Source organism: Pedobacter yonginensis (genome assembly GCF_003173595.1).
In the GTDB taxonomy this organism is placed as follows: Bacteria; Bacteroidota; Bacteroidia; order Sphingobacteriales; family Sphingobacteriaceae; genus Pedobacter; species Pedobacter yonginense.
Genome location: NZ_QGNZ01000002.1, coordinates 584,728 through 599,314, shown reverse-complemented (window position 1 = coordinate 599,314; position 14,587 = coordinate 584,728). Strand labels below are relative to the sequence as shown.

12 protein-coding genes are annotated in these 14,587 nt (G+C 37.7%); 9 read left to right on the top strand and 3 right to left on the bottom strand.

Annotated elements, in window-relative coordinates; translation table 11 throughout:
* Positions 1-14: 14 nt before the first annotated feature.
* A complete protein-coding gene (locus DHW03_RS09405; RefSeq protein ID WP_109925486.1) occupies positions 15-1,310 on the top strand; it encodes a RagB/SusD family nutrient uptake outer membrane protein in 1,296 nt (431 codons plus the stop codon).
* 40 nt (positions 1,311-1,350) lie between these two features.
* Here DHW03_RS09405 and DHW03_RS09400 read toward each other — a convergent pair whose 3' ends face one another.
* Positions 1,351-2,097 (bottom strand): DeoR/GlpR family DNA-binding transcription regulator, encoded by a 747-nt coding sequence (locus DHW03_RS09400; RefSeq protein WP_109925485.1) that lies wholly within the window; start codon positions 2,095-2,097, stop codon positions 1,351-1,353.
* Between the two features lie 246 nt (positions 2,098-2,343).
* Here DHW03_RS09400 and DHW03_RS09395 point away from each other — a divergent pair, with 246 nt between their 5' ends.
* Genes DHW03_RS09395 through DHW03_RS09385 form a run of 3 tightly spaced genes read left to right on the top strand, consistent with a single transcriptional unit; the run spans position 2,344 to position 7,841 of the window.
* Positions 2,344-5,445 (top strand): SusC/RagA family TonB-linked outer membrane protein, encoded by a 3,102-nt coding sequence (locus DHW03_RS09395; RefSeq protein WP_109925484.1) that lies wholly within the window; start codon positions 2,344-2,346, stop codon positions 5,443-5,445.
* A gap of 13 nt (positions 5,446-5,458) precedes the next feature.
* A complete protein-coding gene (locus tag DHW03_RS09390) occupies positions 5,459-7,048 on the top strand; it encodes a SusD/RagB family nutrient-binding outer membrane lipoprotein (protein WP_109925483.1) in 1,590 nt (529 codons plus the stop codon).
* Positions 7,049-7,055: 7 nt separating this feature from the next.
* Positions 7,056-7,841, top strand: a complete 786-nt coding sequence (locus tag DHW03_RS09385; protein WP_109925482.1) for a DUF4397 domain-containing protein — start codon at positions 7,056-7,058, stop codon at positions 7,839-7,841.
* A 66-nt stretch (positions 7,842-7,907) separates the two neighbouring features.
* On the opposite strand, the gene DHW03_RS09380 is transcribed toward DHW03_RS09385, so the two are convergent.
* Entirely contained in the window at positions 7,908-8,510 is a 603-nt protein-coding gene (locus DHW03_RS09380) for a porin family protein (protein WP_109925481.1), read from the bottom strand.
* Positions 8,511-8,682: 172 nt separating this feature from the next.
* Here DHW03_RS09380 and DHW03_RS09375 point away from each other — a divergent pair, with 172 nt between their 5' ends.
* The 3 genes from DHW03_RS09375 to DHW03_RS09365 all read left to right on the top strand — a co-directional run bounded on the left by DHW03_RS09375 (position 8,683) and on the right by DHW03_RS09365 (position 12,108).
* A complete protein-coding gene (locus DHW03_RS09375) occupies positions 8,683-8,898 on the top strand; it encodes a hypothetical protein (RefSeq protein ID WP_109925480.1) in 216 nt (71 codons plus the stop codon).
* Positions 8,899-9,066: 168 nt separating this feature from the next.
* Positions 9,067-10,758, top strand: coding sequence for a S41 family peptidase (locus tag DHW03_RS09370; protein WP_109926008.1), 1,692 nt, complete (start codon positions 9,067-9,069; stop codon positions 10,756-10,758).
* A gap of 27 nt (positions 10,759-10,785) precedes the next feature.
* Positions 10,786-12,108: an alpha-L-fucosidase gene (locus tag DHW03_RS09365; RefSeq protein WP_109925479.1), complete on the top strand. Its 1,323-nt coding sequence runs from the start codon at positions 10,786-10,788 to the stop codon at positions 12,106-12,108.
* Positions 12,109-12,203: 95 nt separating this feature from the next.
* On the opposite strand, the gene DHW03_RS19320 is transcribed toward DHW03_RS09365, so the two are convergent.
* On the bottom strand, positions 12,204-12,368 hold the full coding sequence (locus tag DHW03_RS19320) for a hypothetical protein (protein ID WP_165825399.1): 165 nt from the start codon (positions 12,366-12,368) through the stop codon (positions 12,204-12,206).
* 35 nt (positions 12,369-12,403) lie between these two features.
* On the opposite strand from DHW03_RS19320, the gene fumC reads away from it, so the two are divergent.
* Together fumC and DHW03_RS09355 are read left to right on the top strand one after the other, a co-directional pair.
* Positions 12,404-13,801, top strand: a complete 1,398-nt coding sequence (gene fumC, locus DHW03_RS09360; RefSeq protein ID WP_109925478.1) for a class II fumarate hydratase — start codon at positions 12,404-12,406, stop codon at positions 13,799-13,801.
* A 234-nt stretch (positions 13,802-14,035) separates the two neighbouring features.
* Entirely contained in the window at positions 14,036-14,587 is a 552-nt protein-coding gene (locus DHW03_RS09355; protein ID WP_109925477.1) for a fumarate hydratase, read from the top strand.

Below are 14,587 nucleotides of genomic sequence, written 5' to 3'. Positions count from 1 at the left end.
TTAAAGGAAATTTTATGAAAAGTTTAAGAAATAATACTTCAAAATATTTAACCTGTGTTGCCCTTTCATGCATCCTGTTTTCTTCATCATGTACAAAAGAATATCAAGATCCAGCAAGAGCGAAGACAGATGTGGCTTTAACCACTCAACAAGGGTTAACGGCAGTAGCCATCGGCTTACAAAGGGTTTATACATTAACCAGAACAGGTGTGATGTTTAATTCAATTGCGGCAAATGGCTTTGTAACCAATGAGCTTGCTCTATTAAATGCAGGTAACATCCCAGAGTTACAGTTAAGTACTGGTGGAAGTTCTGTTGACGGAACAAACACCATCTTATTTAATTTGTGGACAAGCGCAAACAAAATTGTTTACGATGCAGATTTGGTCATTACGAATGCAAATAATTTGGGGGATAAAGGTTACGCCTCCGGATTAATCGCCTATTCGAGTATTTTTAAAGCCTTAGCTATTGGAAATATGTCTCAGTATTGGGAAAAAATTCCTGATGGAACAGGTAAGAACGTTGGTTTTATAACCCGTGCAGCTGGGTTTGCAAAAGCCATATCGGTGTTGGACAATGCGCTATCTGTTGTAGCTGCCAATCCAATCTCGGCAGGGTTTGCCACCAATGTGCCAACCGATATTAATATTGTAAATACGCTTCATGCACTGAAAGCCAGATATGCGTTGTTTAGTGGAAATTACCCTTTGGCATTAAGCGAAGCAAACGCGGTTGACTTAACAAAGTCATCCTTCTTTAAATTTGATGCCACTTCGCCAAACATCTTATTCACAATTATATCTTCGAATAACGTTTTTCAACCATTGAATGCTAATTTAGGACTTACTGGAGCTAATGTGCCCGATGCAGGTGATAAAAGAATTCCATTTTACACGGTGTTAGTAGGTAGTCCGGCAACCTTGCGCATGAATGGTTTCGCTGCGGCTACAGCATCGCCTTTTCCAATTTATTTACCAGGGGAAATGACTTTAATTAAAGCAGAAGCCTATGCAAGACAGCCAGATTTAACCAATTCGCTTATTGAATTGAATAAGGTAGTTACCAAAACCTCCGATTTGTTCGGCGTTGCGGCAGCTCTTCCAGCATTAATAGGTCCTTACACACAGCAACAACTGCTTGATCTGATTTACAAACACAGATCAATTGAACTATATGCTTCTGGTTTAAAAATTGAAGATATGAGAAGGTTCAACCAGCCCTTAACCGATAGAAAAAGAAACTTTTTCCCATATCCTTTCCAAGAAAGGGATAACAATCCAAATACCCCCGCTGATCCAACTTTTTAGCAAAGCAAAACAAAAGGCTCGATTTATTCGAGCCTTTTGTTTATAAAATATTTACATCTTTTTTTTGATAGTTGGATAAAGACTCGTGCTCCTTATCCAGCTCTGTTACAAGGTAACTAATGCTTTCAATTGGGCAAACCTTAAGCCTTAGTGTAATGTTTAGTTTTTCTGAAATGCATAAAACTGCCGATTTTTTTGAGCAGGCAAGCATGGCTTTTTTAAGTTGATTGATTTCCCAATCGGTATCGGTTAGTCCCCCTTCTGGATGAAGTGCACTGGTTCCCATTAAGCACAAATCAGCTTTAATTTCTGATAACTGAGAAATTACATGCCCACCATAGGTAACCTGAGAATTTTTTGAAAATAAGCCCCCAATTAAAACCACTTCAACATTGTTATATTTGGCCAGTTCTACCGCAACCAACGGGCTAATGGTAAAAAATGTGGCTGATAAGCCTTGTGGAAGCTGTTTGGTAAACTCTAAAATGGTGGTTCCCCCGCCAATAAGCACTACCATTCCGTCCTTAATCAGCTCCGTAGCCTTTTTTGCAATCACGATTTTTTTATCTCTTGCATAAACGGTACTGTCATCAAAGGAGCTGTGATAAGATTTCGAAAGCGCACCCCCGTGAACCTTAAAAAGATGTCCCTCATCAACCAATTCCTGCAAATCTCTACGGATGGTATCTTCAGATACGTTGAGTAATTGAACTAAATCGGAAGTAAGCACTCGATTATGTAAGTTAATTTGGCGCATGATAAAATCATGGCGTTCCTTCTTGAGCATAATTTTGTTTGGTTTAAGCGAATGTATAAAAGTTTTCCCGATTTTCTAAATTTTGCGTGTTTTTGCGTTTTTGTGCATTAATGTTTTGATACTAAGTTAGATTAATCTTGTTTATTTGTTTTTTAATTCAAAAACATTTATGATATTAGCTAAATATTCTGAAAAATGCGTTATTGTGCGTGTTTTAAAAGAAGATGTAATCAACTAACAACTAAACAAATATTTAATCATCATTATTGGCATTTTATGAAAAAAAAGCTACTATTAATTTTTCTTGGTACGTTTTTGTTGCTGGCTCAAGCCTTTGCCCAACAAATAACCGTTACCGGTAAGGTTTCGTCGAGTGACGGGCCTATACCTGGTGTTTCCATTCGAGTAAAGGGAACTACCGTGGTTGCACAAACCAATGGAGATGGAAACTATTCCATCAAGGCATTAAAAACCGATGTACTAACTTTTACTTATGTAGGCTACGCTGTACAAGAAAAAAGCGTCGGAAATAATACATCTCTCAACGTTTTTTTAGAGCAGAATACAAATTCATTAAATGAAGTTGTGGTCACAGCTTTGGGGCAAAAGGTTTCAAAAAAATCTCTAGGTACATCCCAACAAGAAGTGAAAGGACAAGATTTGGCGAATACACAGCGTGAAAATTTCATAAATGCTATGCAGGGCCGAATTGCAGGGGTGGAGGTGACAAGCACATCGGGTATCCCAGGTGCCTCTACATCTATAACGATAAGAGGTGTTAGTTCTATTAGTGGTAGCAACCAACCTCTTTTTGTAGTTGATGGGTTGCCTATTGATAATAAGACCCTTAACACAAGCGCCTTTTATTCTGACAACAGCTCTACTACAGCATTTTCTAATAGAGGAGTAGACTTTACCAATAGGGCTGCGGATATTAATCCGGAAGATATTGAGAGTTTAGTGGTTTTAAAAGGCCCAGAAGCAGCTGCTCTTTATGGTATAGACGCTGCCAATGGTGCAATTGTAATTACCACGAAAAGAGGAAAATCTGGAAAAGGTTCTATTAACTATAGCAACAGTTTTCGTTTAGAGAAAACAAATACAAAACCTGAAATTCAAAATGTTTTTGGATTAGGTGCGGGTGGTATTCCGGCATCTGGAACATTACAATATTTCGGCCCGGCTTATGCACCAGGTACTGTTCTTTATGATAACATTGATGGTTTCTTTCAAACCGCTTTGACTCAAAAACATAACCTCTCACTAGATGGCGGAAGTCAGGATATGAGTTATAGAATATCAACGTCATATACAGAACAAAATGGTGTTGTTCCAAATTCGAATTATGATCGCTTTACGTTAAATGGATCAACAAATGGGAAGCTTAATGAATGGTTGAAGGTTGACTTATCAATGACATACACTTATGCCGTGAATAATCAACCTTTTAAAGGATCTGGTGGGCCATTAATTGGCTTACTACTTTGGCCACAAGAGGATGATGCGAAAAATTATTTAACACCGGCAGGTACAAGAAGGCGATTTACTACTGCTACCGATTTGACTTCTGAAATTGAGAATCCATATTTCAACGTAAACAAAAATAAAATCAACTCCATTCAAAATAGAATCACATCAAACTTCGGTTTTACAATTACCCCAGTTAAATGGTTAAACTTGAAATCGAATGTTGGTTTTGATGTTTATTCTAATAAAAACCTTTTATTAAGTCATCCTGAAAGTTCTAGAGGTTTCAACAAACAAGGAATTATGGATGTTGCAAATGATAATACGAGAAATGTTAACATTCAGAACTTGCTTAATTTAACTAAGCAAAAAATAACATCCGATCTATCAATTGATGCAACATTAGGTAATGCTATTCAAGATCTAAGATCAAATATTGACGCACAATACGGTGAAGGTTTCTTAGATCCTAACTTTGTTTCAATAAATAACACTACTACGACTTTAAGAAACGCAAAATCTTCAATTTCACAAAGAAGGCTTTTCAGTTTGTTCGGTCGAGCTACCTTAAACTATAAAGATTACTTATACATTACCGCTACAGGAAGGAATGACTGGACATCAACCATCCCAATTGGTGCAAATTCATTCTTTTATCCATCCGTTTCAGGAAGCTTTGTGTTTACAGAAGTACCAGCTTTCAAAGAGAGTTTAAGTAAAATATTTACTTCAGGTAAGTTAAGAGCTGCTTTTGCAAATGTGGGTAAGGATGCAAGGCCATACAGTTACGTGCCGTCATTAGAAAGCAAATCTACAGTGGGCGGTGGCTTCGGTTATGGTTTTACAGGCCCTAACTTAGCCTTGAGGCCAGAGTTTGCAAGTTCTTATGAACTAGGAACTGAGTTGGCATTCTTTAAAGATAGATTGGGATTGGATGTTACTGTTTATCGTAAAGAAACTTCAGATCAGATTGTTAATGATATCCGAGGAAGCTATGCAACAGGATATGTTTTGTTTAATTTAAATGGCGCAAGTACGAGGAGTGAAGGCCTTGAGATAACATTAAGAGGTACGCCAATTAAAACCAATAACTTTACTTGGAACGCATTGGTGAATTTTGAAAGTGCAAGAGCAAGAGTCCTAACCTTGCCTAATTCACTGCCAGAGACTTACGTTTCCGATACCAATATTTATGGAACGATAAGAAACGGAACAACGCCAGGTTATTCAACAAGGTCATTAACAGGAACTTTCTATTTGAGAAATACTAATGGTGATATTTTGATTAATCCAGCCTCTGGTTTGCCAGTTAGATCTAGTGTAGTTATTCAAGGTCAGGGAGAAGGGTATGATAGGCAACCTGATTTTTCAATTGGTATTACGAACAGTTTTGCTTATAAAAATTTCTCCTTATCGTTTCTATTGGACATTCGAAAAGGCGGGGATGTACTTAATGCCACTCAAAGTTTCTTAACAGCAAGAGGTTTAAGCACAATGACACTTGATCGCTTGACTCCGAGAATTGTAACAGGAGTACTTCAAGATGGTAAAGAAAACTCAGCCAATCCTACAGTAAATAACATATCAGTAACACCGTTTTATCAAAATACATACTATACCAATTTAAGTGAGGAATTATTCATTGAGAAAGACATAAACTGGATAAGGTTAAAGGATGTTACTTTGCAATATAAATTGCCACAAAGTGTTTTCAGAAAACAAAATTTTGTTAAAAGTGCAAGTGTTTTTGTTACAGGAACAGATTTGTTTTTGATTACCAACTATTCTGGTTTAGATCCAGTTGTAAACGGTAATACAGCTGCTGTAGGTGGTTCTGGGGCTTCTGGAATAGACTATGGTAACTTCCCAATACCGATCGGTTTAAACTTTGGAGTAAGAATTGGATTATAATAATAAGAAGGAAATGAAAAAATTATATATCGCATTACTATTTGGTGCTATAATGAGTACTAGTAGTTGTAAAAAGTTTTTGGATGTAAATACCAATCCTAATGCGCCTCAAACTGTAGAGGCAAATTTATATTTATCGCCAATGCTTCACTGGATGGCTACGGCCCCACAATTCGATGGAATTTATATCGCAAGATATACACAAAACTGGGCCTCAACTGCATCACAAGATCTTTGGGAGCGTCATGGCCATAATCAAGGTGGTACCGCTCCAGATCAAGGTGGACAGATTTGGAGAACAACCTATTATGATTTTGGTCAAAATCTGGTTGACATGACTCAGAAAGCCGAAAGTCAGCAACGCTGGGATTTGCTTGGAGTTGCACAAATTTTGAAAGCATGGGGTTGGAATACTGCAACAGATGCAAATGGCGAAATAATTGTAAAAGAAGCAATTGATGCAAGTAAGCTAACCTTTAATTATGATAGTCAAGAGTATGCTTATCAAGAAACACTAAGGTTAATAGATGCCGCTATTGCAAATTTAAACCGTACTGATGGAGCCGTTAATGAAGCCTATTTAGCTAAAACTGATATCATTTATAGAGGCAAGAGAGCATTATGGATTAAGTTTGCATATGGTTTTAAAGCTATGGTTTTAAATCATTATTCAAATAAACCTTCTCAATATAAAGCCGATCAAGTTATTGCAGCAGTTGATGCATCATTTGCCAGCAATGCAGAAGATGCACTTATTCAATATGCTGGTACAGCGAATGATGATGCCAACTTCCTATCCGCTACTAGAAATAACATTGGAACATTAAGGCAGTCTAAATTCATATTGTCTTTAATGGATGGGACAGTTTTCACTGGTGCAGTTGACCCAAGATTGAGCAGAATGCTGGCGCCATCGCCTGATGGATTATACAGGGGATTAGAACCTACATTCGGAACGGCAGCATTAACAACCACCCAGCAACCTTTAAATCTTTGGGGATATGCATCACAAGCAGCGGCTAATGCTTCAGCTACAACGCCCGCTAGATACTTATTTGCACGTAAAAATAAGTTTCCGATTATCACCTATGCACAGTTGCAATTTATTAAAGCAGAGGCGGCATATAAAAAGGGAGACAAAGCAACAGCATTGGCAGCCTATAAAAATGCAGTATCAGCTCACTTTGATTTTGTGAACCTTAGAAATACTGATGATGGACAAAGTCCAACGCAAATCAGTGCAACTGAGAAAGCAACATATTTAGCTTCTGCTAGTGTAACTCCTACTGATCCTAATACCCTAACACTTTCACAAATCATGTGTCAGAAGTATATTGCTCAATGGGCTTGGGGGCATTTAGAACAATGGACTGATTTAAGAAGATATCATTACACGGATAAAGATCCGATTACAGGTAATCAGGTATTTATTGGGTTTGCTATCCCTACTTCGCTTTTCCCTGATAACCAAAATAAAGTAGTTCAGAGGATGCGTCCTAGATTTAATTCCGAATATGTGTGGAACAGAGCTGGCTTAGATGCAATTGGTGGCTTAGCAACTGACTACCAAACTAAAGAAATGTGGATCACAACCCCTCAATAAGCTTATTATGAAAACAAAATATATCATACTAACGGTAGTATTACTATCTATCACAATTTTTTCTTGCAAAAAAAATGCAGTTCAAAATATAGCAAGACCAATTTCAGGTGCGCAGATTAAGTATTTTAACTTTGCCTTAAACGCTCCAGTAATTAATTTTTACGCCAATGGAACCAAAGTTTCAGCAGCTTCTTCAACTACCGGAGCAGAAAGTTCAACAACAGGAATTGCATTTTCAACTGTTTATCCCTCTACTAACGCTTACACGGTGATTGCTTCAGGAAGCTATGATTTTGCAGCTCAACGTCCAAGCACCTTAACCACAGATGCAAACTTGAGTATAGCCAACCTAACAAAGCAAGTTGATGATGGTAAAAACTATTCCATCTATTTATCTGGTATATATAATACTACAACAAAAAAAACCGATATTTTCGCTGTAGATGATGTTCTTCCTGCCGTTGATACATCGGGTGCTTACGTTCGACTTGTACATACATCATACAACGCGAATGCTTTTGATTTGATTTTGAAAAATACCACCACAAATGTGGAAACACCGGTTGCTACAAATATTGCTTACAAAAGCGCTTCTCCATTTGTTAAAGTTCAACAAGGAGTGTATGATTTGATTTTGAGATACCCAAATACTACAGCCAATATTGTGGTTAGAACTGCCGTAAGTGTTACAAAATCCAACACATATTCCTTTAGTTTAAGAGGCGACATAACATTGCCATATACAGGGACGGCTGTTAATCGACCTTTTATTGACAATACACCAAATAGGTAAAACAAATCGGGGTGATTTCTTTAAAAAATCGCCCCGATTTGTTTCAAGATTAAATCTTAAGTGAAATTACAAAATCTTAAAGCCCAAACTCAATTGAAATAAGTTAGGCGTTTGTTTGTACTTATCGCTTTTACTAATGTTTGATAAACCCGCCTCATAGCGTAAATCAACAGAAATACGGCTAATATCTACACCAGCACCAGCCTGAATACCTAAAGCTTGATTTTTGTAGTTATTAAAGTCTGTTGCTTGTGCATAGGCAGAACTAAAGGTAGAACTGTCATCTAAAATAAAAGAAATAACAGGGCCGGCCATTAGGCGGAAATTTAAGTTATTAGAACCAAATTTTGTTCCGAATAAAACAGGAATATCAAGGGTGGTAAACTTCACTTTACCTTCAGCTGCAACTTCTGTATTGCTGTTATTGGTAAAGCTGATAAATTTATTTCCCTTACTGCCAATATAAGCTTCAGGTTGTACATAGAAACCTGCACCACCAATACGGGCCCAAGCACCAATCTGGTAGCCTAGTCGATTCTCTTCGCTGGCAAAATCAGCATTAATTTTTGCAAGGTTAACGCCTGCCTTTAAGCCAATGTTAAAGGTTTGCGCTTGTGTTGTTGCCCAACCAAGGGTTAGGAAAGCAAGTGAGAAGATAAGTCTTTTCATTGTGTTTAAAGTTTAATTTTTTGGTAAGAATAGTTATTTGGGTTTTATAACGCACTTTTAACACAATTATCATGCTAAAATCATAGCATTATTGATGTTTTTTTATCATATCCATTAAAAAGCCATAAACCTGCCATAAATATTTTTTACTTTTGCCCTAAATAATTTTGCTATGGCTAATTTTCAACTTACCGCAGAAACTGCATTTAAAGTAAAAACGAAATTCTTAAGGAAATATCGCGATCTAGCTAATGAACCTTTAGATTTTGCGCCAGGTAAAGAAGATCAGCTTATTGAAGATTTGATGCGTTTGGTAAAACGCGATCGGACCTATATCGAATTTACCATTCAAAAAGCATTGGCCGATACAAAAGGCAATAGGCTCTAAAACTTTCCTAAATCCCCTTAACCCAGTAACGCTTTAATTACCTGCTGCTCGCCCAAGCTGTTTTTAATCTTTATCTCTTTTTGTACATTTACCTTTGTAGTTTTCAGCATTAAACCTTTTTAGGTTTAGTTGAAACAAGCAAACGGTATTATAAATACACATAGGAGCATGAAAAAAATTAAATACGGTCTTTTAATGGGAGCATTTGGCATCGCCCTATTATCTTTTTCTTTCAAAGAAGATTTATTTCTAGTTTCTAAAAATCTGGATATTTTCGCTTCTCTATATAAGGAAATCAATATTAATTATGTTGATGAAACTAACGCACCACAACTGATGAAAACAGGGATTGATGCCATGTTAGAAAGTTTAGATCCTTACACAGAATATGTTCCGGAATCAGAGATCGAAGATTATCGCCTCAAATACGTAAGCACACAGTATGGTGGAATCGGAGCAAGCACACTTTTTATTGATGGTAAATTATTTGTGAATGAAGTGAGTGAAGGCTATCCGGCGCATAAACAAGATGTGAAGCCTGGCGATCAGGTCATAAAAATTAATGCTATTGATGTTCGTGGAAAAGACCGAGCCCAGATCAGTCAATTACTTCGTGGACCAAAAGGTTCACCAGTTGATTTGGTTTTATTGAGAGAAGGAAAAGAACTCATCAAAAAACTAATCCGCGAAGAAATAAAACAGCCAAATGTTTCCTATTCAGGTATGATTGGCGATGGCATAGGATACATAAGATTAGATAAGTTTTTGGAAAACTCGGGGCAAGAGGTGAAAGATGCACTCTTGGCAATTAATAAAGAAAACCCAAAAGGTATTGTACTCGATTTAAGAAATAACGGTGGTGGCATTGTTCAAGAAGCCGTAAAAATTGTCAATCTATTCGTTAATAAAGATCAACTCATTGCAACCCAAAAGGCCAAGAATGCCGAGAAAACAATTGCTTATAAAACTTTACAAGATCCAGTTTCACTAAGCGTTCCGTTGGTGGTATTGGTCAATGCAGGTTCGGCATCGGCATCGGAAATTGTTGCCGGCTCGTTACAAGATTTAGATCGGGCAATTGTAATCGGTCAACGCAGCTTTGGAAAAGGTTTGGTACAGCAAACGTTTAATCTTCCGTACAACAGTTTGGTAAAAGTTACGGTGGCAAAATATTATACCCCATCTGGGAGATGTATTCAGAAGTTAGATTATAGCCATAAAAATGCAGATGGGGTTGCAGAAAGATTTGCAGATTCTACCATAGCCATGTTTCAAACTAAGGCCGGCAGGAATGTTTACAGTGGTAATGGTATTTATCCAGATGTGGTGGTTGAGCAAGCGAAATTGAGTCCCATCACCATTACTATGCTTAATAAGAACCTGTTTTTTAACTACGCCAATCAATACAAAAAGGAAAAGCCAACCATTACCTCAGCAAAAAATTTCCAAATCTCCGATGCAGATTATGCTGTATTTGCGAGTTCACTGCCAGATAAAGACTTAACCTATCAAAGTAAAACAGAAAGACTACTGTCTGACTTACGCTTAGAAGCCGAAAGGGAAAATAAATCAACAGAGGTTAAGGCCGATTTAGAGAATTTAAAATACAAACTAACCTCCTCAAAAAAAACAGATTTGGCTACCCATAAGGCAGAAATTAAACGGGTTTTGGAAACACAAATTGTAAGTAGGTATTTTTACGAAAAAGGTAGGATTGAGCAGAGCTTTCAATACGATAAAGAATTGGCTGCAGCAAAATCGCTTTTTAATAACCAAAATCAAATGTTAGCCATTTTAAAAGGCGATGGAAATTACAAGATAATTGGCAAGCCAGTAAAAGAAACTACCCCTATAGATTAGTATTTACGATAAAACTAAACATCCCCAATGAAAAAACTACTATTGATAGGCTTCATCCTATGCCTCAATCTACAACTACAGGCTCAAGATTACAAACCAACTGAAGCCAATTTAAAACAAAGAGCGTGGTTTTCAGATGCACGTTTTGGCCTCTTTATACACTGGGGCCCTTTTAGTATTCCCGGCAGTGGAGAGTGGGTGATGAATGAGCGGAAAATAACGGTAGAAAACTATAGCCGTTTAGAAAAGTTTTTTAACCCAATAGATTTTGACGCCGCTAAATGGGTAAGCACCGCAAAAAACGCGGGTATGAAATACATTACGCTCATTACTCGACATCACGATGGCTTTAGCATGTGGGATACCAAATATTCAGATTTTAACATCATGGCTACCCCTTACAAAAAGGATATCGTAAAAATGATGGCTGATGAATGCCATAAACAAGGCATCAAACTTTATCTATACTACTCTTTATTAGATTGGAGGCGAGAAGATTATCCGCACGAGACGGGCAAAACTGGGCAATCCAGCGGTCGGAAAGGGCATGGCGATTATGCAAGCTATTTGGCTTTCATGAAAAATCAGCTCACTGAGTTGCTAACCAACTATGGCGAGATCGGTGGGATCTGGTTTGATGGACATTGGGATCAAACCGCACCCGAAGGAGCCGCAGATCGATCTTCGCGCATCGATTGGAAATACAATGAAATTTATGGACTCATTCATAAGCTCCAGCCACAATGTATGATTGGCAATAATCATCATCTATCTCCTTTCCCTGGCGAAGATTTCCAAATGTTTGAACAAGACTTGCCAGGTGAAAATAAATCTGGATTGAGTTTTCAGGAAGCAAGTGCTAAAGTTCCATTAGAAGCCTGCGTAACCATGAATGGATCTTGGGGCTTCAACTTAACCGATAACAATTATAAAAGCAAAGCAGAACTAATCCAAACGTTAGTTAAAGCAAGTAGTTTGGGTGCAAATTTGTTGCTCAACATTGGGCCAATGCCAAATGGCGAAATTCAACCAGAATTTTTAACAAGGTTAGATTTGATGGGTGAGTGGCTTAAAACTCATGGCGAAAGCATTTATGGTACGCAAGCTGGCTACATCAAACCACAAGATTGGGGGAGCATCACAACCAAGGGAAACAAGATTTTTGTGCATGTATTTAAATCACAACCATTGATTTCCTTAAGCAATTTTCCAGCAAAAAAAATCAAAAAAGCCTATTTGCTAAATGGAGGAAAAGTAGTTAAATATACTTTTGCGAAAGGAAAATTAACCTTTTCTGCCAACTTTGATAACAACGAAGTAGATAATGTTGTGGTGGTGGAGATAGAGTAAAACCTTTCCTGATTTAGGCAGAATTCGGCCGTATTGAAGGATCGTCCTTTCGACCGTAGTGGAGAAATCTTTTAAGGAGATTTTAGTTATTGGTTTCAAGGATCACCCCGTTCCACTGCACTCCAATCGCGGTGACGGATTACAGCCTCATCCTTTAAAACTAAGGCTTGCAATCCTTCAAGGCCATTTTCCAATTCAACAATAACTTGCGGAATCACAGCCGGGTAAATATCGAAGATAATACCTTGCTTTGTAGGCAAAAAACTTAAATTTGCGACAACAAAATTTAAAAATCATGAGTTTCAGAATAGAACACGATACAATGGGCGAGGTGCAGGTACCTGCAGATAAATATTGGGGTGCACAAACCGAACGCTCACGCAACAACTTTAAAATCGGACCAGAAGGTTCAATGCCTAAAGAAATCATTCATGCCTTTGGATACTTGAAAAAAGCAGCAGCACAAGCCAATACTGAACTTGGTGTGCTTTCTGCCGAAAAAGCAGATTTAATTGCAAAAGCTTGCGACGAAATTATTGCCGGCCAATTAGACGATCAGTTTCCTTTAGTAATTTGGCAAACAGGTTCGGGTACGCAGAGTAACATGAATGGTAATGAGGTAATTGCAAACCGCGCTCATGTAATAAATGGTGGTTCATTAGCTGATGATAAAAAAGTACTACACCCTAATGATGATGTAAATAAATCGCAATCATCAAACGATACCTATCCAACAGCTATGCACATTGCGGCATATAAGTTAACGGTAGAAAATACAATTCCAGGTTTAGAAAAACTAAGAAACACCCTAGCCAGAAAGGTTGAAGAATTTAGCTCAATCGTTAAAACAGGTCGTACGCATTTTATGGATGCAACGCCCTTGACGTTAGGACAAGAATTTTCTGGTTACGTACAGCAAATCGATAACAGCATTAGAGCGATTAAAAACGCCTTAGTTATGGTAGCTGAACTTGCCTTAGGCGGAACTGCTGTAGGTACGGGTTTAAATACCCCAAAAGGATATGATGTTTTGGTGGCTAAAAAAATTGCCGATTTAACCGGATTGCCTTTCGTAACTGCCCCGAATAAATTTGAAGCACTAGCAGCGCATGATGCCATGGTAGAATTATCTGGAGCATTGAAACGTACAGCCGTTGCATTAATGAAAATTGCTAATGATGTGCGCATGTTAAGCTCAGGCCCTCGTTGTGGAATAGGCGAAATCGTAATTCCCGATAACGAACCAGGATCTTCAATTATGCCCGGAAAAGTTAATCCAACACAACCAGAAGCACTAACAATGGTTTGCGCGCAAGTTATGGGTAACGACGTTGCAGTATCAGTTGGAGGCATGTCAGGACATTTCGAACTGAATGTTTTTAAACCATTAATTGCAGCAAACGTATTGCAATCTGCACGTTTAATTGGCGATGCTTGCGTATCATTCAACGATAATTGTGCAGAAGGCATCACCGCTAACCTACCAGAAATTGAGAAACACTTGCAAAACTCGCTGATGCTGGTTACCGCATTAAATCCTCATGTGGGTTATGAAAACGCTGCTAAAATTGCAAAGAAAGCGCACAAAGAAAATAAAACGTTAAAAGCTGCAGCCGTTGAATTGGGTTTATTAACCAACGAGCAGTTTGATGAATGGGTACGCCCAGAAGATATGGTTGGAAGTTTAAAATAATCGGAGTTCGGTTTAAGCCTTAATGGAGAAAGCCATTGCAAATCAAAGATAGTTATTGAACTATCACCCCGAATTTAATTAAGGGTCTTTTTTTAAAAAGATATTGTTGCTATCCCGAACTAAGGTTAAATAACCCCAACTTGATCAATAACTTATGAAGTTTAATCTGTCAATTGGTGCAAATTACACTTCATAAGTTTATGCAGTTCAAGAAAAATAATCGCCTTGCGAAAAATGCCAAAATCAATCAATAAAAGTTTTGACTTCAAAAAAATCAAGATTGCCTTTAATTTAAGGCATGTAATCTTGATGCTCTTTTCCTTTTCGATTTTGTTTTTTGCCTGTAGCCCTCGTCCAAATATTCAAGGGAAAGGCGAAGCATTTATGCAGGGCGTTTGGAATGAAGATTCTGTTGCCTTTAGCAATAAATTAACAAATTATACCCAACACCATTTCAAATTTACCTGCGATTCGGTTTACATAGATTTTGAAACCCATAGCAAGGTGAATTTTTATGAAGATTCTTGCTATAACAATGGCGTTTGGAAAGAATACGCCAAGGGCGTGTATGCAGTAAAAGGCGATACACTATTTGTTGGAACAACATTTACCTACGCCAATTACAAGCAAAAAATTTCGGGTTGTTACCGCATTGGTCGTTACGATAAAAACTTCCTGATTAAGAAACGCTCAGCAGATACCTTGCTGCTCGAGAGTTTAAGCGATCAGCGTGAAATCAAATTAAGCCTCAAATCAAGCGTTACCTGCGTACAAAAAGAACTATAG

Excerpts from the sequence above, each read along its gene's own strand:
- DHW03_RS09400 (WP_109925485.1), bottom strand. The coding sequence starts at position 2,097 with ATGCTCAAGAAGGAACGCCATGATTTTATCATGCGCCAAATTAACTTA.
- DHW03_RS09385 (WP_109925482.1), top strand. The coding sequence starts at position 7,056 with ATGAAAACAAAATATATCATACTAACGGTAGTATTACTATCTATCACA.
- DHW03_RS09395 (WP_109925484.1), top strand. The coding sequence starts at position 2,344 with ATGAAAAAAAAGCTACTATTAATTTTTCTTGGTACGTTTTTGTTGCTG.
- DHW03_RS09365 (WP_109925479.1), top strand. The coding sequence starts at position 10,786 with ATGAAAAAACTACTATTGATAGGCTTCATCCTATGCCTCAATCTACAA.
- fumC (WP_109925478.1), top strand. The coding sequence starts at position 12,404 with ATGAGTTTCAGAATAGAACACGATACAATGGGCGAGGTGCAGGTACCT.
- DHW03_RS09405 (WP_109925486.1), top strand. The coding sequence starts at position 15 with ATGAAAAGTTTAAGAAATAATACTTCAAAATATTTAACCTGTGTTGCC.
- DHW03_RS09380 (WP_109925481.1), bottom strand. The coding sequence starts at position 8,510 with ATGAAAAGACTTATCTTCTCACTTGCTTTCCTAACCCTTGGTTGGGCA.
- DHW03_RS09355 (WP_109925477.1), top strand. The coding sequence starts at position 14,036 with ATGCCAAAATCAATCAATAAAAGTTTTGACTTCAAAAAAATCAAGATT.
- DHW03_RS09370 (WP_109926008.1), top strand. The coding sequence starts at position 9,067 with ATGAAAAAAATTAAATACGGTCTTTTAATGGGAGCATTTGGCATCGCC.
- DHW03_RS09390 (WP_109925483.1), top strand. The coding sequence starts at position 5,459 with ATGAAAAAATTATATATCGCATTACTATTTGGTGCTATAATGAGTACT.
- DHW03_RS09375 (WP_109925480.1), top strand. The coding sequence starts at position 8,683 with ATGGCTAATTTTCAACTTACCGCAGAAACTGCATTTAAAGTAAAAACG.